This is a genomic window from Mycobacterium sp. 050272 (genome assembly GCF_039023525.1).
GTDB lineage: Bacteria > Actinomycetota > Actinomycetes > Mycobacteriales > Mycobacteriaceae > Mycobacterium.
Genome location: NZ_JBCHKV010000003.1, coordinates 57,358 through 76,279, shown reverse-complemented (window position 1 = coordinate 76,279; position 18,922 = coordinate 57,358). Strand labels below are relative to the sequence as shown.

Here is an 18,922-nt window from a genome sequence, read left to right as displayed (position 1 = left end):
AACGCTGTGAGGGGGAATAGGCATGTCGGACATGGCTGTTGACCCAGGCGGTGACCACTGGCCGCCAATAGTCGACCGGACTCACGAAGGTGTAACCGCCGTGCTTCGTATTGAGAACCGCCGGACAGCGTGGAGCTCGCGGGTGCTGTCGGTGGCGGCGTGGTTGCCGGCCACCATCGTGTACGCCACCATGCTGCTCGTTGTGTCGTTCCTGCTGACGGCGCTCGGTCCGCATGTGCACGACGTCGCGGTGCGGGAGATGAGCACCAATTTGCACAATCTGGCGCACGGTCAAATTGTCACGTTGGTCGGTAGCGCGTTCGTCAGCGACGGCGGCCACGTGCTGCTTTGGCTACCGGGCCTGGTGTGTCTGCTAGCGCTGGGCGAACTGATTTGGCGCAGTAAGGGTTTGGTCATCGCATTCGCACTCGGCCATATTGGTGCCACGCTGGTCGTAGCCGTCTGGCTCACCACAGCGCTGACCGCAGGCTGGCTGCCGATGTCCTTGGCGCGCGCCACCGATGTGGGGATGAGCTACGGCGCCGTGTGCGTTCTGGGGGCGCTCACGGCATCGATACCGTCGCGCTGGCGGCCGGTGTGGGTCGGGTGGTGGATGGGCAACGCCGTCGCGGCGGCGTTGAGCGCAGATTTCACCGCGGTTGGTCACGTCGTTGCGCTGTTGCTGGGTATCGCTGTGTCCTTCCGACTGCGCTCCATCATCAGCTGGACTTTTGTGCACTCGGCTTTGCTCGTGGTCGGCTCCGCGTTCGGCTACATGGTGCTCTGTGGACCGGCCGGGCCGGCACCGACAGCCGGCGTCGCGGGTGCCCTGATCGCATTCGTCGCATCCTGGATGTTGCGGTCACGCGACGGCGCACCGCGCGCATTTTCGGGCCAGCCGGGATTGCTGCCCCAGCCGGCACAGCCCTAGTCAATTGGCCGGCAAAGACTCGAAAATTATGGAAACCCGGCCGATAGCCCAGCTGCCGCTGGAGATGGAAATCGTCTACTGCACGATCTCCGGTGGCGGCGCAGCGCTGAAATTCCCGCTGACGATGCTGTTCCTGCCGACAGGAGCCTCGCCCGTCAGGAATCAGGCAGAACAGGTGTAGGGACTGCAGTCGATCGTGAGCGGCGTTGTGCATCCGGCCGTCGCGGTGGCGGCGGCCGCGAGAATCGCCGCGACAATGAGCTTGCTCCTCAGGCCAGGCATGGCCACTCCGTCCTTCAGGCCCCCAGCCGTTGTCGGCCCGCGCGCAGCAATTCCCCTCCGCGGCGAAACGCGATGATCTAGCTGTCAGAATGCCAGAATATGCCCCGCACAGGGCTGCTGAATGCAGAAATTGATCGCCTTCCGAATGTGCGAGCAGCAAAAACTGTCCTTCAATTCGGCCTGTTTTTCCTGGTCAGGTCCGTATCCCGACTCGGCTGCACTCGTTTCGGCTCACCGGGCATTTTGGGGTAATTCGGCGGATAGGGCATATCACCCATTCCCCGCTCCTCGTCCGCCTCGACCATGTCCAATAACCGGGTCAACGATTGAGCGTCCCCGTCCATGCCGGCCCACGGGTCGTCGCGGTTCCGCATCAGGTCCGGCACGGTCGCCATCGTGTAATCGTCCGGCTCCGCGCCCGCCAACTCCCCCCAGCTCAACGGCATCGACACCGTCGCGATCGGCGTGGGTCGCACCGAATACGGCGAGGCCATTGTGCGATCGCGCGCGTTTTGGTTGAAGTCGATGAAGATGCGCTGACCGCGTTCCTCCTTCCACCAGGACGTGGTCACCGCGGCCGGCGCGCGGCGTTCGACTTCGCGCGCCAGTGCGATGCCGGCGCGGCGCACCGCGATGAAATCCCAGTCGGTGGCGATCCGGAGAAAAACGTGGATCCCGCGGCCCCCGGAGGTCTTGGGATAGCCGACGAGGCCAAGCTCGTCGAGCAACGGACGCAGCACGTCCACCGCGACCGAACGGGCCTGCTCGAACCCGACGCCGGGCTGGGGATCAAGATCGATGCGCAGCTCGTCGGGGTGCTCGGTGTCGGGGCAGCGCACCTGCCAGGGATGTAGCGTGATCGTGCCCATCTGCGCCGCCCACACGATCGCGGCGGGATGCGTCACCATCAGCGCATCGGCGGTCCGCCCGGACGGAAAAGTGACCCGGCAGGTCTCCAAATAGTCGGGATGATGCTGCGGTATCCGCTTCTGGTAGATCTCCTCGCCGTCGATGCCGTCCGGAAAGCGCTGCAGATGCGTCGGTCGGTTGCGCAGCGCGTCCAGCATCGGGCCGCCCGCCACGGCACGGTAGTACTCGACGAGCCGCCGCTTGGTGCCGTTGGACCCGAGCTTCGGGAAGTACACCTTGTCCGGGTTGGACAGACGTACCGAGACGCCGTCGACGTCGAGCTCTTCGGATGCCGCAGCCATCTCTCGATTCCAGCACGCCCCGCGTCAGAATGGACCAATGGACTTGCCCGTCATGCCGCCGGTTTCGCCGATGCTGGCCAAGTCGGTCAAAGCGATACCCCCGGAAGCCTCCTACGAGCCCAAATGGGACGGCTTCCGATCGATCTGCTTCCGGGACGGCGAGCAGGTCGAGCTGGGTAGCCGCAACGAGCGCCCGATGACCCGCTACTTCCCCGAGCTGATCGCCGCGGCCCAGGCCGAGCTGCCACGGCGCTGCGTGATCGATGGTGAGATCGTCATCGCCACCGACCATGGCCTGGACTTCGAGGCACTGCAACAGCGCATTCACCCGGCGGACTCGCGGGTGCGGATGCTGGCCGGGCAGACCCCGGCGGCCTTCATCGCATTCGATCTGCTGGCCTTAGGCGACGAGGATTTCACCCAACGCCCGTTCAGCGACCGGCGCGCCGCCCTGGTCGACGCGGTGCCTGTTTCCGCGGCCGGATCGGCCGCGGCGTTTCACGTCACGCCGGCGACCACCGATCTCGAGACGGCGCAGCGCTGGTTCGACGAGTTCGAGGGAGCCGGTCTCGACGGCGTCATCGCCAAGCCACTGACCATCACATACCAGCCGGACAAGCGCGTCATGTTCAAGATCAAGCACGAGCGGACCGCCGATTGTGTGGTCGCCGGCTATCGGGTCCACAAGTCCGGCGGCGACGCGATCGGGTCGCTGCTGCTCGGGCTCTATCAAGACGATGGACAGCTGGCGTCGGTCGGCGTCATCGGCGCGTTCCCGATGGCCGAACGACGGCGCCTCTTTACCGAATTACAGCCGCTGATAACCACTTTCGACGACCACCCATGGAGCTGGGCCGCGCACGAGGCCGGCGAGCGCACCCCGCGCAAGAACGAGACGTCGCGGTGGAACGCCGGTAAGGACCTGTCCTTCGTCCCGCTTCGACCCGAGCGGGTAGTCGAGGTCCGCTACGACCACATGGAAGGCCGGCGGTTTCGTCATACCGCCCAGTTCAGCCGGTGGCGTACCGATCGCGATCCCCGCTCGTGCACCTACCAGCAACTCGAACAGCCAGTCACTTTCAGCCTGGGCGACATCGTGCCCGGCCTTGGCTGAAAGAGCAGCGGCTGATTGCTTCCAGCGAATCCGGCGGCGTTCCGTGCGCGTTCGTAAAAAGTTCCGTTGCAGGACCGGCGGCGGAAGTGGATCCTTAGTGTGCAAACTTCGAAGGAAGGGACCGCATGAACGCAGCAGCGGCCGTGAAGAAGTCCATGGCCATGGGGATCCTGGCGACAATCGGACTCTTGTCGGCAGTGGCGGCGCCGGTAGCGCAGGCAACCCCGACGGATGACTTCCTCCGGCAGGTACGGGCCAATGGGATCGGCGTCAATGCACCGGACGGCGCCGTGATCGAGGATGCCAAGGAGATATGCGACATGCTCGACTATCAAGAGAGCGCATACCAGTACCTCAATCAGCACTCCGGTCTGGACCGGAATCAGTCCGCGTTCTTCATCGCCGCTTCTGTCACCTACTACTGCCCGCAGTTCGCCCCCAAGCTGGGCCCCCACTAGAGCGCCGAGCGGCTAGACCGCGACGGTCAGCTCGGATAACCCCCGCAGCGTAACGTTCGCCTTGTACTGCGGTTCGCTGTCCAGTCGCGCGTTCGGGAATCTCGCAGCCGCCTCCGACAGGGCGATACCGGCTTCCATTCGCGCCAGCGGTGCGCCCAGACAGTAGTGCAGGCCGCGACCGAAGCCCAAGTGCCGCAACGTTCCCCGATCGGGGTCGAACGTATCGGGGCGGTCGAATTCGGCGGGGTCGCGGTGTGCCGCGGCCAGCAACAGCATCATCACATCACCTTCGGGCACCTCGACGTGCCCGATCTTCATGTCTTCGAGGGCAATTCGGCCAACCATCTGCACGGGCGGGTCGTACCGCAGGGTCTCCTCGATCACCGCCGAAACACGGTTCGCGTCGGCGCGTAACGCCGCCCAGTGCGCCGGCTCTCGCAGCATGGCCAAGACGGCGTTGCCGATCAGGTTGACCGTGGTCTCGTGACCCGCGACCAGCAGCAGCAGGCAAGTCGAGACGATCTCCTCCTCCGTGAGCTGATCACCGGACTCCTCCACCGCGATCAGACCAGACATCAGGTCCTCGCCGGGCCGCGAACGACGCCGGTCGATCAGGCCGTGTAGGTACCCCCGCAGCCACGTTCCGGCGTCGAGGCGTTCCTGCAAACCATCGGAGGCCGAACCGGTGAACGTGACGAACGGATCCAGTGCTTGCGCAAGCAGTCCCGAGGCGTGGCTGAATTTCGGCTCGTCCTCCAGCGGTACGCCGAGCAGTCGGCAGATGACGGCGACCGGCAGCGGGTACGCGAAATCGTCGACGACGTCGAAGCTGCCCTTCTCGGCGATCACGTCGAGCAATCCGCCCACCAGGACGCTGATGTCGGGCCGCAGCGCATTGACCACCTTCGGCGCGAACGCCTTACTGACCAGTCTGCGCAGGCGCGTGTGGTCGGGAGGATCGAGGAACAGAAATCCCGGCGGGGGCTGCGCGGGTGGTGGCGCACCCGCCGCGGTGAGCTCCCGGATTTGCGCTTCGACCTGCTCTTGAGCGCGCGTCGACTTCATCCGGTCGCTGCTCGACGCCGGGTGCCGCAGGGCGTCGTCACAGTCCCGGTAGGTCGAGAAGACGGCGAGGTGCGCGTCGGGCAACAGGATCGGTCCGCGATCGCGAAATTCCGCGCACAGCGGATACGGGTTAGCTCGAGCAGCCGGGTCGAGGAATGCGAACAGCAGCTTCTGCGATTCGGCCTGGTCATCGCGTTCGGCGGGCGGCTGAATCGGCACAGTCGTCATGGCCACATTGTGCATTCCCGACCTTAAGTAGCCCTGAGAAGTGGGTGACCACGCGCTCGTCAGCAACTAGCATGTGCGGCATGAAGATACCCCGCACTTGCGGGTTGGGTCTGATCGCGGTTCTGCTGGCTACCCTGGCCAATGTGGCCATGGCTGCTCCGGGTTATGCCTGTGCGTGCGGCGCGATCGTCCCTCCCACCGGCGGCCAGGCCGTCATGAACCACGAAGTCGCGCTGCTGCATTGGAACGGATCCAGCGAAACCATCGTGATGCAGCTGGCCCTGAATGCCGACACGAACAACGTCGCCCTGGTGGTGCCTACGCCGGCCCCGGCGACCGTCACCGAGGGCGACAAGGAGACCTTCGCCGAGCTGGACACACTCACCGCCCCCCGGGTCGAGCAGCGCCGGCACTGGGTCCTGGGCGGGCTGGGTGCGAGCGCGCCCGCGCCACTCGACGCTGCGGCCCCCCGCGGACCGACCGTCGTCAACCAGGTTCAGCTCGGCCCGCTGGAGGCCACCACGCTGGCCGGCGGTGATCTGAGCGGATTGCAAAAGTGGTTGGCGGACAACGGTTATGCGGTCCGTCCGGCGGTGTCGGACGCGCTGGGTCCATATGTGCGTGACGGATGGTCGTTCGTCGCGATCCGGCTGACCAGTTCGGATCCCATCGTGGGTGGCCTGAACCCGGTGCGGATGACCTTCCCGTCGACGAAACTGGTGTATCCCATGCGATTGTCGGTCGCGGCAGCAGGTCCCCAACAAGTCACGGTCTTCACGCTGTCCGATCATCGCCAGCAGCGCACCGACGCCGATGCCGCACCGGCGGCCGGCCAGACGGTGCAAGTCCAATTCGCGGGCAATGTCGCGGCGGAGGTACGTAACCCACTGCTGCGCGAATTGTCCGCCGACCACGGCGGCTATCTGACCAAGCTACAGGTGAATATTCCTAAGCCGGAACAGATCTCGTCGGATTTCAGCTTCGCCAACGCGGCCAACGATGACCCGTACCGGCAGGTGATTTACGTCGACCGCAACACGGTCATCCCGATCGAGCTGATCGTCTTTGTGGTGTTCGTGTTCGCCGTGGTCGCGATCGCGGTGCCGGTGGTCTTCTTCGCCGTCCGCCGGCGAAAGCAGCGCACTAACACCCTTCGGTGAGGCCCGTCAGCTCCGGCTGCGCCATCAACAAGTCGAGATAAGGTCGTTGTCCCTTAAGCAATTTGACGCGTGCCTGTGCCACCGGGAACCATCCGACCCGATCGACTTCGGGGAACTCGCGGACGTTGCCCGAGCCCTTCGGCCACTCCAACTCGAAGGTGTTGCTGCGCGTGCTACGGGCGTCGAGGTCGCCCCGGACCGCGAAGGCGGTGACCACCTTGCCGCTGGGCTGCTTCAGCGCACCGAGGTCCAGGCGCGGTCCGGCCGGGACCGGTAGCCCGAGCTCCTCGGAAAACTCGCGCTGCGCGGCGGCCCAGGGATCCTCGCCGTCGCAATACTCGCCCTTCGGGATCGACCACGCCGCGTCATCTTTGCGGGCCCAAAACGGACCACCCGGGTGTGCGATCAAGACTTCCACAACACCGTCGCGGTCCCGGTACAGCAGCACTCCCGCACTGAATTTCGGCAACGGGCTCAGACTCCGACGGCGCGTTCCAGGTCTTTCAGCGACTCCTCCAGATGCGCGAGCAGCCGCTGCAAATGCGGGACGCTACGCCGGCACCCGACCAGCCCGAAATCGAGCTTGTCGGCGTTGCTCACCAGGGTGATGTTCAACGCTTGGCCGTCGAGAATCGCGGACAGCGGATAGCTGCCGTCCAGGCGGGCGCCGCCGTAGTACATCTGCTCACGGGGTCCCGGAACGTTGGAGATGATGATGTTGAACGGCGGTGACGTCGAATTCACCCATCCGGGAACCACCGACATCGCCAGCGCGCTCATGTTCACCGCGGAAAGCGCCAACGCCTGGGTCCGCGGCAGCTGGGAGAACACCGTCTTGTTCTTGTACATCGACTCGCTGATCGTCTCCAGCCGCTTGGCGGGGTCCTCGATGTCGGTGGCCAGGTTGCACAGGATGGCCCCGACCAGGTTTCCGCCGGCGTCGGCCTCGTCCTCGCGGCGCAGGCTCACCGGGACCATCGCCAACAGCGGCGTTTCCGGCAGCGCATCCCGCTCGAGTAGGTAGTAACGCAACGCACCCGAACACATCGCCAGGACGACGTCGTTGAGCGTGACCCCCGCCGCGCTCTTGACGTTCTTGATGCGGTCCACCGACCACGACTGCGCAGCACACCGGCGGGCGCCACCGATCTTGACGTTGAGCATCGTGCGCGGGGCGCCGAACGGCAACGTGAGTTGCTGTTCGAACAGCGCGGCACGGGCCAATGACAACGTCGACGGAGCAAGTGCGACAAGGGATCCCGCCGTATGCATCAACGAACTCAACCGCGACGCCGGCGCGGATTTGTGCTTGGGTTTACGTAGGCTCCAGGGTGCCCGGATCTCGGTGTCCCCGGGATCGGCGGACAGTGCACGCTGCATCAGCTTCAGCGCCGAGACGCCGTCGATCAGCGAGTGGTGCATCTTGGTGTAGATCGCGAACCGGCCGTCCTTGAGTCCCTCGATCACGTACGCCTCCCACAGCGGACGGTGGCGGTCGAGCAGGGCGCTGTGCAGCAGCGAGGTCAGCTCGAGCAGATCGCGGACCCGTCCCGGCGAGGGCAGCGCGGAGCGCCGGACGTGATAGTCGATATCGAGGTCCTTGTCGTAGGACCATCCGAGGTTGGCGATGCCACCCAAGAAGGTCGCCGGGCGCTTGAGAAAGGTGGGCTGGAAATCACGCTGGACCACCAGCCTGTCGTAGAACTCCCGCACGAACTCCAGGCCGGCGCCATCCGGGGGTTCGTACAGCTGCAGACCACCGACGTGCATGGGGTGTTCACGGGATTCGCCCAGCAGAAAGATCCCGTCGGTGGGGTTCATCAGTTCCATCACCCAATTAGACCGCGATCGAGGTGCGAAGCGAAGGTGCAATCCTGCGCAGCCATGTCGGCGCATCTCGCGCCCACCGGAGGCTGACCAGACGCCGGAGGTCACGCCTTTGCGTACATCGCCTCGATCTCGTTGGCGAAGCGCATCCTGACGATGTTTCTCTTCACCTTCAGAGTGGGAGTCAGTTCACCGGTGAGCACGGTGAAGTCGACCGGCAAGATCCGGAATTTGCGGATCGATTCGGCATGCGACACCGCGCGATTGGCTTGTTCGACCGCCCCGCCGATCTCGCCGACCAGATCCGGGTCCTGGGTCAGATCTGCGACAGAGTCGGTCGCAGCCTTGCCGTGGTGCTGCTTCCACACCTCGAAACCCTCAGGGTCAATCGCGATAAGGGCGGCGACGAAGGGCCTGTTGTCGCCGACCACCATCGCCTGACTGATCAGCGGATGCGCCCGCAGCTGATCCTCAAGGACGGCCGGAGCGACGTTTTTGCCGCCCGCGGTGACGATGATTTCCTTTTTGCGGCCGATGATCGACAAGTAGCCGTCGTCGTCCGTCGTGCCGAGATCGCCGGTGTGGAACCACCCGTTGGTGATCGCCTCTCGGGTCGCCTTCTCGTTGTGCCAGTACTCACTGAACACGACGCCGCCGCGCACCAGCACCTCGCCGTCGTTGGCGATTGCCATGCTGTTGCCGGGCAACAGCTTTCCCACCGTGCCGAGACGCTCTTCGCCGATCAGGTTCACCGTGATCGCGGCGCTGGTCTCGGTGAGGCCATAGCCCTCATAGATGGTCAGGCCCGCGCCCCGGTAGAAGTGGCACAAGCGCTTGCCCAGCGGGGCCCCACCGGAAACCGCGGCGTGGCACTCGCCGCCCAGCGCCGTGCGCAATTTGTGATAGACCAGCCGATCGAACAGAGCGTGCCTGGCTCGCAACAGCGGCCCCGGACCGCCGGCATCCAGGGCCATGCTCCACTCGATCGCCGCCCGCACGGCCGCCTCGAAGATCCCCCGCCTCCCGCTGTCGTGGGCTTTCAATTCGGCCGTGTTATAGACCTTTTCGAAGACACGGGGAACCGACACGACGACAGTGGGCTTGAATGCGGCCAGGGTTGGAATCAGGTGTTTGATGTCGCTGGTGTAGCCGATGGTGACTTTGGTGGCGAAGGCCGACATCGACAATGCGCGGGCCAATACGTGTGCCAGCGGCAAGAACACCAGCAGCCGTTGTCCCTTGCACAGCAGTGTCGGGAAATACATTGCCGCACCGCGTGTCTCGTAAAGCAGATTGGAGTGGGTCAACTGGCAGCCCTTGGGCCGGCCCGTTGTACCCGAGGTATAGATCAGCGTCGCGGGGTCCGCGGCCCGCAATGCCGCCAGCCGCTTGTTCAGTTCGCCCACGTCGACCGATGTCCCGGACGTGGCCAGCTCATCGAGCGCGGATAGCCCGCCCGTCTCGAGGTGCAGGATTTTGCGCAGTGCAGGCAGCTCGGTGCTCAGTTCCTTGACCAGTTGGCCGTGCGCATCGCTTTGGGTAATCACCAACACCGCACCCGAATCCTCCAACACCCAGCGGACCTGCTCGGCCGACGAGGTGTCGTAGATGGGGACGGTGACCGCTCCCACCGAGAGGATCGCGTAGTCGAGAATCACCCACTCGTAGCAGGTGGCCGCCAAGATCGCCACGCGGTCCCCGGCGTTCACCCCCTCGGCGATCAAACCGAGCGCGGTTTCCCGTATCTGCTGAGCAGCCTGGGCGCAGGTCACATCCCGCCATACGTCGTTGACCAGTCGCTGGAAGATCACATGATCGGGGTCGTCCCGCTCATGCGCATACACACTGGCGACGATGCTGTCGCGCTCGTCGATGCTGAAGTTCGCGGGAACGCTGAATTCACGCATGATCAGACGACCCTCGAAGACAGTGGGTATCCACGAGACCCACCTCCTGGCTGTAGCTATTCCTGGCCCGACGCTAACCGCACTGACCGCACGGTTCTAGTGGCCATAGGTCCCGGCCTCGAGGGCCGATGGACTCATAGGGGTCAGCTTTCGCCGATCGCCCACACCGAGGTGGCGATAAGGTCGCCGCGGTCCAGGGCGGCGGCGCGATGCTCGTGGACCTTGAGGTAGTCCTGATTGGTCACCATGTCGATGAAGGCCTGCGGCGAGGGATATTCGACGACGAGAATCGCATCCCACCAAGGCTTTTCACCCTCACCGATCACGACCGAAGGTGATCCGCCCATATAGCGGACGGCCGCACCGGCGCGTTCGAGGTGCGGTGTGACCTCGCGGCCGTATTGGGCGTAGCGCTCTAGGCCGCCCTCGGCCTTGAACTTCAGGAGGTTGATCATCACCACCGGCGCGTCGGCCGGCCGCGCGGCGAGCGCCGCGAATTGCTCGGGGGTGGGTTGCAGCTCGCTCATATGAATCTCCCTGCTGTCGTGCGTTCACATGCGAGACGAAAGTACCTCGACTCCCGCACCGCTGAGGCGCGAAAGCGCCCACGGCCTGCCCGCGAGCGCGGAGGCGAGGTGGGCGGCCTGCCCGGTGACGGCAGGCCCGTCGGCGCGATGAGACCAGGCAGCATCGGACGCAAGGAGGTTGAGACCACGGGCCCGCGCGGCTGCCGGGACGAACGGGTTGGGCACCCGTACCTGGGTGTTGAGCACCGCGACGACGGTCGATACGGGCACCGCCGACTCTCGGCCCAACGCATAGGTGATGTCGAGTTCGTGGATGACATGGTCACCCAGCAGCAGCGACTTGGGAAACAAGCGGCCAATTCCGCGTGGACGGCGGGCCAGCACGACAAGGTCGTCGAGCAACTGTCCTGGACCGCGTTGTGCGGCCAGCACACGAGCCAGTTCGGTGTTAGCGACGTCGAACGAGCCGCGATGTCGCAGCAGGCTGGTGGCTACTGCGGAGACCGCGACACCGTAGCCGATGACGAGATGGGCCAACACCTCGTGATTGGTCCACTCGGTGCACAGGCTCGGTTTGGACCACTGCGCCGCGCTGAGGCCCCGAGCCGACTCGATGAGCCGGGCGTCGTTGTCGCGCAACGTGTTAGCCGACCCTGACACCGAGGTGCTCCTGAAGAAAGGCTGTCTGATCGGCGAGCAGCTCGTTTAGCAGCGGTGCGTGATAGACCTCGAAGTGGTCGCTGTCGTAGTGCCGCGCGATCCCACGCGGTGCCGCGGCGGCGACATCTTCGGCGTGACGGGGGTCCATCAGGGTTTCCCGTCGCGATACACAAACGAGAAGTGGTGCTTTGATTTTCACTGCTCCGCGCTTGGCGCTGCTCGGCAGGATGCCGAGCATGTCCATCGCCGCCATCCGGTTGTCGAATGTGTACCCGGGCGAGACGGTGGAGTGCCAGCCCTGCAGCGCACCCGCGACGGTCACCGCGGCCAGATCCCCCGGTCTGCCGACGATGGGGACATACCTGCGGCCGGCCCCGCGCAACCGGCTGATGGCATCGGCGACGATCGCCGGCGTCAGCCGCAGTGCCGGCAGCAGGCCGCCTCGCCGCAAGGTTGCCGGCCCGTGCACGATCGGGCATTGCACCACGACCGCGGCGACGTCAACCCCGTGCGACGCCGCTTGCAGCACGTGCAGCGCGCCCAGGCTGGTCCCCCACAGTCCCACCCGGGCGGCGTCGATGCTGCCGTGGGTGCGCAGATAAGCGCAGGCCGCCTCGACGTCGTGGCGGTGCCCGCGCATGCTGAACCGCTGACGAGGCGCGCCGTCGGACTCCCCGATGTGGCGATACTCGAACGCCAGGGTCGCGACGCCGGATTTGGCGAAATGCTGCTCGTACTGGGACATCGACATGCCATGCGTGGCGCCCAGACCGTGCGCCAACACCAGCCCCGGATGCGGACCAGGCCCCGCAGGCAGCGTCAGCCAAGCGGCACAACGGGTACCACGGGACAGAAAGGACACCCTGGCGGTGTCCAAGGCAGCGGACATGTGAGATCCTTCCCCTAATACGTACACCGTACGTTTTAGCTTACGTACGGTGTACGTGTCAATGGATTCACCTGGTGAGGAGGTCGGCTGCAGGTGCGGGCACGATTCACTCTCGCCGAGGTGCGGGCGCAGGCGATTTCCATCGTCGACAAAGACGGGCTCGCGGCCCTGAGCATGCGCTCACTTGCTGCTGCTCTGGGCACCGGGCCGATGACGCTCTACAACTACGTCAAAGATCGCGAGGAGCTCGAGGGCCTCGTCGCCGAGGCGGTGCTCGCCGACATCCGCCTGCCCCGCCCGTCCGGCGATTGGCGTTGCGACGTCAAAGCCATCGCAACCGCCTTCTGGCGCGGAGTGCGTCAACACCCCAATGCCGCGCCGTTGGTGTTGACACGTCGCACCGTGTCGGCAGCCGGATACCTTCCCGCCGAGCGCCTCATCGAAGCGCTCCGGCGGGCAGGACTGAGCGACCTCGATCTGCTTGCCGCGTTTCGCGGAGTGCTCAGCCTCGTAATGGGTGCCGCCCAAGTCGAATTGGCCGGTCCACTCACCGGAGCAAACCGCGATCAATCCAATGCGTCGATCGCCAAGCGCATCGGCGATCTCGCCGGCACCGAGCACCCGCACCTGGCGGCACTGTCGGAGACCAGTCAGCGTTCGACAATGGCTGACGACTTCGACCGTGCGCTCGACATGCTGCTCGCCGGCATCCAAGCCCGAGCGCGCGACGACTCGAAGCCGGCCAAACGTAGGCGATAACCGTTGCGGGCGTGGCCCGTTCAATGCTTACTGCAGATCCGTGATCGTCTTCAGACCCGCCTCGTAGAGCACGCCGGGCATCATGCCGCCGTCGCATTCGATCGTAGTGCCGTTGACGAAGTCGGCCTGGCCGCCGGCGAGGAAAACACAAACCCGCCCAACCTCTTCGGGCTCGCCGGCACGGCGCATAGGAACGGCGGCGAAATACTTCTCCCCGGTTGGATCGTCCTTGGGTAACACGAACGCGCGGAAGTTCTCGGTCATCGTGGGGCCCAGGGCCACACAGTTGACGCGCACCTTCGGCCCCCACTCCTCGGCCAGTGATCGGGTGAGGTGGTTGAGGCCGCTCTTGGCCGCGCCGTAGGAGACCAGGGTGGGCGAGCCCGCCGGGTGTCCGGCGCCGCTGGAGATATTGATGATGCAGCCGACGCCGTCCTGGGCCGCCATCTGCCGGTAGGCGCGGATCGCGAACCAGAGCGGGCTGATCAGGTTCATCTGTACCGCGAACGCGTGGAACAGCGCGGTGCGTTCGTACTCGTCGTCGCTCGGTGGTGCGCCCTGAATCCGTTGCACGAGTTCGGGAATGCTCTCCACATGCGGCGCTGGGACGGTGCCGCCGGCGTTGTTGACCAGGATGTCGACCCGGCCGTGCGTGGCGACCACGTCGGTGACGAAGGAATCGATCGAGCCGCAGTCGCCCTGATCGCAGACGCGCTGCGAGGCTCGCGGCGCCCACTCGGAGTCAGCTGCGACGCCCGGCATGGTGTCCAATGGCCCGCGCGAACAACCGATGACTGTTGCGCCGGCACGTAGCAGTTCATGGGCGATGCCGACACCCACGCCCCGGCTGGTTCCGGTGACGATTGCGATCTTGCCCTCGAGGACGCTCATGAACAGACCTTCCTACCCGCAGCCATCATTGACAGTGACTGCCAGCGGGTCATACTGTGCCATTTCGGTCGTTGGCATGTAAAGGCGTGCAATCGAAAGGACACCGATGAGCAGTTCGGCCAAGCTTCGCGTCATTCAATGGGCGACGGGCGGTGTGGGCAAGGCCGCCATCGCGTGCGTGCTCAACCACCCGCAGCTCGAACTCGCCGGCTGTTGGGTGCACAGCGCCGAGAAGAACGGTGTCGATGTCGGCCGGATCATCGGGACCGAGGACCTTGGCGTGACCGCCACGTCGAGCATCGACGAGATTCTGGCGACGGACGCGGACTGCGTGATGTACAGCCCGTTGGTGCCTAACGACGACGAGGTCATCGCCATCCTGCGGTCCGGTAAGAACGTGGTCACCCCGGTTGGCTGGGTTTACCCGGATCCTGGCAACAAGCGTCACCAAGCCGTCGCCGATGCCGCAGTGGAAAGCGGTGTGACCCTGCATGGTTCGGGTATTCACCCCGGCGGCATCACGGAACGGTTCCCGCTGATGATTTCCTCGCTCTCGTCCGCGGTCACCCACGTGCGCGCCGAGGAATTCTCCGACATCCGCACCTACAACGCACCGGATGTGGTGCGCCACATCATGGGTTTCGGCGGTACACCCGAAGAGGCCATGGGGGGACCCATGGCCAGCCTGCTCGAGGCCGGATTCAAGCAGTCGGTGCGAATGATTGCCGATCACATGGGATTCCGCATCGATCCCAATATCAGGACCATCCAAGACGTCGCGGTGGCGACCGCCGAAATCGACTATGCCCCATTCCCGATCACCACGGGCTCGGTGGCCGCGCGCCGGTTCCGCTGGCAGGCTCTGGTCGACGGCGAACCTGTCATCACAGCCGCGGTCAACTGGCTGATGGGTGAGGAAAACCTGGACCCCGCATGGGATTTCGGGGGGATCGGCGAACGCTTCGAGGTCGAGATCACCGGAGACCCAGACGTAAAGCTGACTTTCAAAGGCCTGCAACCCGAGACGATCGAAGAGGGGCTGATCAAGAATCCGGGCGTGGTGGTCACCGCCAACCATTGCATCAACGCCATCCCGGATGTCTGCCTGGCGGAGCCGGGTATCAAGACCTACCTGGATCTGCCGTTGTTCGCCGGACGTCCGGCGCCCAATCTCGCGAAGCCATCGTGACCGGCGAAAGCGTGCTCGACGATGTGTCGTTCTGCCACCTCGTCATCGGTGTTACCGACATGGACCGCGCGCTGGCGTTCTACCGGGGCGTGCTCGGGATGGAGATCGTCTTCGAATCCCTGATATCCGGCGAGCCTTTCGACGCGGTGCTGCACGCTAGCCGCAAACAAGAGGGCCGCGTGGTCGGCGGCCTGCTGGGCGGGTTGATGATCGAGCTGCTGTCCCTGGGCAGCAAGCCGGCCACCGATCGCGCGGCTCGGCGGGGCATCACCGGCATCCACAACGTCTCGTTGTCCGTCACCGATCTCGACGACACCCACCGACGCGTCGTCGCCGCCGGTTACCCGCCCGATCAGGAGCCATTCGAGATCGGCGGAGTCCGAATGTTTTTCGTGAAAGACCCGGACGGCACACCGGTGGAGTTCATCGAACTGCCCGACGGGGTGCGTAGCACCTACGAGATGTACCGCGGTGTACGGCTACAGATGGGACCCGTTAGATGAGTTACACCCATCCCGATTCGATGCGCGGCCACGTCGCGATCATCACCGGCGCGGCTCAGGGCGTGGGCAAGGGCACCGCGACGGCACTGCTGGAACGCGGCGCGTCGGTGGTGCTGGCCGACATACAGGCCGAGGTCTTGGACGCGACGGTTAACGAGCTCAAGGAAATGGGTCCGGTCGCAAGCGTGGTCGCCGACCTGCGCGATCCCCAAAGCGCCCAACGCATCACCGCGGCCGCGCTCGACGCCTTCGGCACCGTGCACGGGCTGGTCAACAATGCCATCGCCACCAACGAGCCCAAGGCATTCGTCGACATAACCCTCGAGGACTTCGCGCTCGGCCATGACGTCGGCCCCCGCGCGACCTTCCTGCTGATGCAGGCCGTGCACCCGTTGATGGTCAAGGCCGGCGGCGGGTCGATCGTCAACCTCGGCTCGGGGACGGGAACCGGCGGCGAACCCAAGTGGGGCGGTTATGCCACCGCCAAAGAAGGCATCCGCGGGCTGTCCAAGGTCGCAGCGCTGGAATGGGGACGCGACAACATCCGCGTCAACGTCATCTGCCCGTTCGCCGAGTCCGACGGCGTGAAGTTCTGGAAGTCGTTTGCGCCCAAGGAATACGACAAGGCCGTAGGGCGTGTTCCGATGAAGCGCATCGGCGACGTCCGCACCGATGTGGGAGCGCTGGTGGCGTTCCTGCTGGGCAGTGACGCCACCTTCATCACCGGTCAGACCATTCACGTCGACGGTGGGATCGGCTGCTTCCGGTGACCGGCGAGTCGCTGCGGGATCGCCAGCGGGCTCAGATCCGCGCCGATATCCGGCGCGCGGCGTTCCGGCTGTTTGTCGAACGCGGATACGACGCGGTAACCACCGAGGAGATCGCCACTGCCGCAGGCGTTTCGCCACGAACGTTCTTCCGGCATGTGCCGACCAAGGAGGAACTGCTGCTGGCACCCGTCCGCCACGGCGGCGCCGCGATCGTCAATCACCTGGAAAAGCGTCCCGCCACCGAGGCACCCGACGTCGCCCTGATCAACGCCATCATCACGCGGACTCAGTCGTTCGACCAAGCCGACTGCGAGGAGTGGCGCGCCGCCCTGCTGGTCGCTCCGGGCCTGCTCGACAAGGCAACGATCCACACTCCCGCTGACAAGGAGCGGGCGATGAAACTCGTCGCCGAACGGATGGGCACCGACCCCGAGACCGATATGCGACCCGGGCTGCTGATCCAACTCGCCTTCGGTGCGGCCGATTTCGCGTTTCAGCAGTGGGTCCTGCGGTCGGCCAACCGACAACCGCTGGACCGCTATGTGATCGAGGCTCTCGAGGCGGTCAAGAGCAGCTACTGGCGAAAGAAGCGCTCCACGGACTAGTCGGCCGGTTCCGATCCCAGCTCGCCACTGGCGCTCTGATTCGATGTCTGTTTATATAGAAGAATGTCAAATCAATCGCCACCGCGGTGTTGCCCAAGTTTGGGTGCGACCGCGCTGGACGAGTCCCAGGCCGCAACCATGGCGACGATGTTCAAAGCGCTCAGCGACCCGGTCCGCCTACGGCTCTTAAGCCTGATCGCCAGCCATCCCGGCGGCGAGGCGTGTGTGTGCGAAATCTCGGCCACGTTCGACGTCTCCCAACCGACGATTTCTCACCACCTCAAACTGTTGCGCTCAGCGGGTCTGATCGATTGCGAGCGACGCGGCACCTGGGTGTACTACTGGGTGATTCCCGCAGCATTGCAGCAACTTTCGTCGGCTTTGCAGGTCGACGACATGGTTGCCACCACAGCGGAGCGCTGCCCGTGACACGGGCTCGGTCGGAACCTGTGGCCGCGGAGACAGTCGCGCGGCTTCCACTCTTGGACCGGATGCTTCCGGTGTGGATCGGGGTAGCCATGGCGGCCGGTCTGCTGCTCGGCCGGGTCGTGCCCGGTTTGGGATCGGCGCTGAGCGCGGTCGAGGTCGATGGCATTTCGCTGCCGATCGCGGCCGGTCTGCTGGTCATGATGTATCCGGTGCTGGCCAAGGTTCGTTATAACCGGCTCGGCGAGATCACCAGTGACCGCAAACTCATGGTCTCCTCGCTGGTACTCAACTGGCTGATCGGCCCGGCGGTGATGTTCGCGCTGGCCTGGCTACTACTCCCGGACCTTCCGGAGTACCGCACCGGCCTGATCATCGTCGGCCTGGCCCGCTGCATTGCGATGGTGATTATTTGGAACGACTTGGCTTGCGGCGACCGCGAAGCGGCTGCTGTGCTGGTCGCTCTCAATTCGATCTTCCAGGTGCTGATGTTCGCCGTGTTGGGCTGGTTCTACCTGTCGGTGTTGCCCGGCTGGCTGGGCCTGCCCCGGACGGGCATCGATGTCTCCCCATGGGGCATCGCCAAATCCGTCCTCGTCTTTCTCGGCATTCCGCTGCTCGCCGGGTACCTGTCACGCCGCCTAGGGGAACGAGCCAAGGGCCGGCAGTGGTACGAGACGCGCTTTGTTCCTCGCGTTGGACCGTGGGCCTTGTACGGGTTGCTGTTCACCATCGTCATCCTGTTCGCTCTACAGGGCCACCAAATCACCTCCCGCCCATGGGATGTCGCCCGCATCGCGATCCCTCTGCTGGGCTACTTCGCGATCATGTGGGCCGGCGGATATGCCCTTGGAACAGCACTGCGGCTCGGCTATGCCCGGACCACCACGTTGGCGTTCACCGCGGCCGGTAACAACTTCGAATTGGCCATTGCGGTAGCGATCGGCACCTACGGTGTCGCATCCGGGCAGGCTCTCGCCGGAGTGGTCGGACCGTTGATCGAGGTCCCCGTTCTTGTCGGCCTGGTGTACCTTTCCTTGGCACTTCGAGGTCGGCTCTTTCGTGCAACGTCAGACGCGGGTAGGAGCGCCGGTGATGACTGACAGCCCGAGTGTCTTGTTCGTGTGTGTGCACAATGCCGGCCGCTCCCAAATGGCGGCCGCGTTTCTCATGCATCTGGCCGGGGACCGGATCGAAGTCCGTTCCGCGGGAACCGAACCCGCTGACCATCTCAACCCCGCGGTGGTCACGGCCATGTCGGAACTCGGAATCGACATCACCGCACAGATTCCCAAGCTTCTGAGCGGCGAAGATGTACAGTCCAGCGACATCGTGATCACCATGGGTTGTGGTGACACGTGCCCGTATTTCCCCGGGGTCTCCTACCGCGACTGGAAGGTGGCTGACCCCGCCGACCAAACCCTGGAAACCGTCCGCACCATCCGCGACGACATCGCGCACCGCGTCAGGACTCTGATCGCCGAACTCCTGCCCACCACCTCGACCACATAACCTCACCC

At 64.9% G+C, this 18,922-nt stretch carries 20 protein-coding genes and 1 pseudogene; 12 read left to right on the top strand and 9 right to left on the bottom strand.

From position 1 onward, the window contains the following. The first annotated feature begins 142 nt into the window (after nucleotides 1-142). Both AAHS21_RS08160 and AAHS21_RS08155 read left to right on the top strand, forming a co-directional pair. Nucleotides 143-931: a rhomboid-like protein gene (locus AAHS21_RS08160; protein ID WP_342927491.1), complete on the top strand. Its 789-nt coding sequence runs from the start codon at nucleotides 143-145 to the stop codon at nucleotides 929-931. Nucleotides 932-935: 4 nt separating this feature from the next. Further along, a complete protein-coding gene (locus AAHS21_RS08155) occupies nucleotides 936-1,112 on the top strand; it encodes a hypothetical protein (protein WP_342927190.1) in 177 nt (58 codons plus the stop codon). A gap of 271 nt (nucleotides 1,113-1,383) precedes the next feature. Here the strand turns inward: AAHS21_RS08155 and ligD are convergent, their stop codons facing one another. After that, nucleotides 1,384-2,424, bottom strand: coding sequence for a non-homologous end-joining DNA ligase (gene ligD / locus AAHS21_RS08150; protein WP_342927189.1), 1,041 nt, complete (start codon nucleotides 2,422-2,424; stop codon nucleotides 1,384-1,386). Nucleotides 2,425-2,461: 37 nt separating this feature from the next. On the opposite strand from ligD, the gene AAHS21_RS08145 reads away from it, so the two are divergent. Both AAHS21_RS08145 and AAHS21_RS08140 read left to right on the top strand, forming a co-directional pair. Further along, nucleotides 2,462-3,538 (top strand): ATP-dependent DNA ligase, encoded by a 1,077-nt coding sequence (locus AAHS21_RS08145; protein ID WP_342927188.1) that lies wholly within the window; start codon nucleotides 2,462-2,464, stop codon nucleotides 3,536-3,538. Nucleotides 3,539-3,663: 125 nt separating this feature from the next. Next, nucleotides 3,664-3,996 carry a DUF732 domain-containing protein gene (locus AAHS21_RS08140; protein ID WP_342927187.1) on the top strand — a complete coding sequence of 111 codons (333 nt, stop codon included), beginning with the start codon at nucleotides 3,664-3,666 and terminating at the stop codon, nucleotides 3,994-3,996. Between the two features lie 12 nt (nucleotides 3,997-4,008). Here AAHS21_RS08140 and AAHS21_RS08135 read toward each other — a convergent pair whose 3' ends face one another. Continuing rightward, nucleotides 4,009-5,289, bottom strand: coding sequence for a cytochrome P450 (locus AAHS21_RS08135; protein WP_342927186.1), 1,281 nt, complete (start codon nucleotides 5,287-5,289; stop codon nucleotides 4,009-4,011). A gap of 80 nt (nucleotides 5,290-5,369) precedes the next feature. Between AAHS21_RS08135 and AAHS21_RS08130 the strand changes: the two genes are divergently transcribed. After that, nucleotides 5,370-6,449 carry a DUF2330 domain-containing protein gene (locus tag AAHS21_RS08130; RefSeq protein ID WP_342927185.1) on the top strand — a complete coding sequence of 360 codons (1,080 nt, stop codon included), beginning with the start codon at nucleotides 5,370-5,372 and terminating at the stop codon, nucleotides 6,447-6,449. On the opposite strand, the gene AAHS21_RS08125 is transcribed toward AAHS21_RS08130, so the two are convergent. The 6 genes from AAHS21_RS08125 to AAHS21_RS08100 all read right to left on the bottom strand — a co-directional run bounded on the left by AAHS21_RS08125 (nucleotide 6,433) and on the right by AAHS21_RS08100 (nucleotide 12,259). Next, nucleotides 6,433-6,918 carry an NUDIX domain-containing protein gene (locus AAHS21_RS08125; RefSeq protein ID WP_342927184.1) on the bottom strand — a complete coding sequence of 162 codons (486 nt, stop codon included), beginning with the start codon at nucleotides 6,916-6,918 and terminating at the stop codon, nucleotides 6,433-6,435. The genes AAHS21_RS08130 and AAHS21_RS08125 overlap by 17 nt on opposite strands. Before the next feature lie 5 nt (nucleotides 6,919-6,923). Then, the gene (locus AAHS21_RS08120; protein ID WP_342927183.1) at nucleotides 6,924-8,279 is read right to left on the bottom strand and encodes a wax ester/triacylglycerol synthase family O-acyltransferase; all 1,356 of its coding nucleotides are present in this window, start codon (nucleotides 8,277-8,279) and stop codon (nucleotides 6,924-6,926) included. A 101-nt stretch (nucleotides 8,280-8,380) separates the two neighbouring features. After that, entirely contained in the window at nucleotides 8,381-10,183 is a 1,803-nt protein-coding gene (locus AAHS21_RS08115; protein ID WP_342927182.1) for a long-chain fatty acid--CoA ligase, read from the bottom strand. 143 nt (nucleotides 10,184-10,326) lie between these two features. Then, nucleotides 10,327-10,710, bottom strand: coding sequence for a DUF1330 domain-containing protein (locus AAHS21_RS08110; RefSeq protein ID WP_342927181.1), 384 nt, complete (start codon nucleotides 10,708-10,710; stop codon nucleotides 10,327-10,329). A 24-nt stretch (nucleotides 10,711-10,734) separates the two neighbouring features. Next, on the bottom strand, nucleotides 10,735-11,370 hold the full coding sequence (locus AAHS21_RS08105; RefSeq protein WP_342927180.1) for a maleylpyruvate isomerase family mycothiol-dependent enzyme: 636 nt from the start codon (nucleotides 11,368-11,370) through the stop codon (nucleotides 10,735-10,737). Next, entirely contained in the window at nucleotides 11,354-12,259 is a 906-nt protein-coding gene (locus tag AAHS21_RS08100; protein WP_342927179.1) for an alpha/beta fold hydrolase, read from the bottom strand. The genes AAHS21_RS08105 and AAHS21_RS08100 overlap by 17 nt, the downstream gene beginning before the upstream one ends. Nucleotides 12,260-12,352: 93 nt before the next feature. On the opposite strand from AAHS21_RS08100, the gene AAHS21_RS08095 reads away from it, so the two are divergent. After that, nucleotides 12,353-13,018, top strand: a complete 666-nt coding sequence (locus tag AAHS21_RS08095; RefSeq protein ID WP_342927178.1) for a TetR/AcrR family transcriptional regulator C-terminal domain-containing protein — start codon at nucleotides 12,353-12,355, stop codon at nucleotides 13,016-13,018. Nucleotides 13,019-13,045: 27 nt separating this feature from the next. On the opposite strand, the gene AAHS21_RS08090 is transcribed toward AAHS21_RS08095, so the two are convergent. Then, nucleotides 13,046-13,909 carry an SDR family oxidoreductase gene (locus AAHS21_RS08090; RefSeq protein WP_342927177.1) on the bottom strand — a complete coding sequence of 288 codons (864 nt, stop codon included), beginning with the start codon at nucleotides 13,907-13,909 and terminating at the stop codon, nucleotides 13,046-13,048. Nucleotides 13,910-14,015: 106 nt separating this feature from the next. On the opposite strand from AAHS21_RS08090, the gene AAHS21_RS08085 reads away from it, so the two are divergent. From AAHS21_RS08085 to arsB, 6 genes and pseudogenes are all read left to right on the top strand, one after another. Further along, entirely contained in the window at nucleotides 14,016-15,098 is a 1,083-nt protein-coding gene (locus AAHS21_RS08085) for a dihydrodipicolinate reductase (RefSeq protein ID WP_342927176.1), read from the top strand. After that, nucleotides 15,095-15,601 carry a VOC family protein gene (locus AAHS21_RS08080; protein WP_342927175.1) on the top strand — a complete coding sequence of 169 codons (507 nt, stop codon included), beginning with the start codon at nucleotides 15,095-15,097 and terminating at the stop codon, nucleotides 15,599-15,601. Before AAHS21_RS08085 ends, AAHS21_RS08080 begins: the two co-directional genes overlap by 4 nt. Then, on the top strand, nucleotides 15,598-16,371 hold the full coding sequence (locus AAHS21_RS08075; protein WP_342927174.1) for an SDR family oxidoreductase: 774 nt from the start codon (nucleotides 15,598-15,600) through the stop codon (nucleotides 16,369-16,371). Before AAHS21_RS08080 ends, AAHS21_RS08075 begins: the two co-directional genes overlap by 4 nt. Further along, complete coding sequence (locus AAHS21_RS08070) at nucleotides 16,368-16,976, top strand: helix-turn-helix domain-containing protein (protein WP_342927173.1); 609 nt, start codon at nucleotides 16,368-16,370, stop codon at nucleotides 16,974-16,976. The genes AAHS21_RS08075 and AAHS21_RS08070 overlap by 4 nt, the downstream gene beginning before the upstream one ends. 63 nt (nucleotides 16,977-17,039) lie before the next feature. Beyond that, entirely contained in the window at nucleotides 17,040-17,405 is a 366-nt protein-coding gene (locus tag AAHS21_RS08065) for a metalloregulator ArsR/SmtB family transcription factor (RefSeq protein ID WP_342927172.1), read from the top strand. A 62-nt stretch (nucleotides 17,406-17,467) separates the two neighbouring features. After that, nucleotides 17,468-18,914, top strand: a pseudogene (arsB, locus tag AAHS21_RS08060) (ACR3 family arsenite efflux transporter). Nucleotides 18,915-18,922 lie beyond the last annotated feature (8 nt).

Coding starts and splice junctions, on each gene's coding strand:
- AAHS21_RS08075 (WP_342927174.1), top strand. CDS start 15,598: ATGAGTTACACCCATCCCGATTCGATGCGCGGCCACGTCGCGATCATC.
- AAHS21_RS08135 (WP_342927186.1), bottom strand. CDS start 5,289: ATGACGACTGTGCCGATTCAGCCGCCCGCCGAACGCGATGACCAGGCC.
- AAHS21_RS08145 (WP_342927188.1), top strand. CDS start 2,462: ATGGACTTGCCCGTCATGCCGCCGGTTTCGCCGATGCTGGCCAAGTCG.
- AAHS21_RS08110 (WP_342927181.1), bottom strand. CDS start 10,710: ATGAGCGAGCTGCAACCCACCCCCGAGCAATTCGCGGCGCTCGCCGCG.
- AAHS21_RS08115 (WP_342927182.1), bottom strand. CDS start 10,183: ATGCGTGAATTCAGCGTTCCCGCGAACTTCAGCATCGACGAGCGCGAC.
- AAHS21_RS08065 (WP_342927172.1), top strand. CDS start 17,040: ATGTCAAATCAATCGCCACCGCGGTGTTGCCCAAGTTTGGGTGCGACC.
- AAHS21_RS08140 (WP_342927187.1), top strand. CDS start 3,664: ATGAACGCAGCAGCGGCCGTGAAGAAGTCCATGGCCATGGGGATCCTG.
- ligD (WP_342927189.1), bottom strand. CDS start 2,424: ATGGCTGCGGCATCCGAAGAGCTCGACGTCGACGGCGTCTCGGTACGT.
- AAHS21_RS08130 (WP_342927185.1), top strand. CDS start 5,370: ATGAAGATACCCCGCACTTGCGGGTTGGGTCTGATCGCGGTTCTGCTG.
- AAHS21_RS08090 (WP_342927177.1), bottom strand. CDS start 13,909: ATGAGCGTCCTCGAGGGCAAGATCGCAATCGTCACCGGAACCAGCCGG.
- AAHS21_RS08085 (WP_342927176.1), top strand. CDS start 14,016: ATGAGCAGTTCGGCCAAGCTTCGCGTCATTCAATGGGCGACGGGCGGT.
- AAHS21_RS08100 (WP_342927179.1), bottom strand. CDS start 12,259: ATGTCCGCTGCCTTGGACACCGCCAGGGTGTCCTTTCTGTCCCGTGGT.
- AAHS21_RS08120 (WP_342927183.1), bottom strand. CDS start 8,279: ATGGAACTGATGAACCCCACCGACGGGATCTTTCTGCTGGGCGAATCC.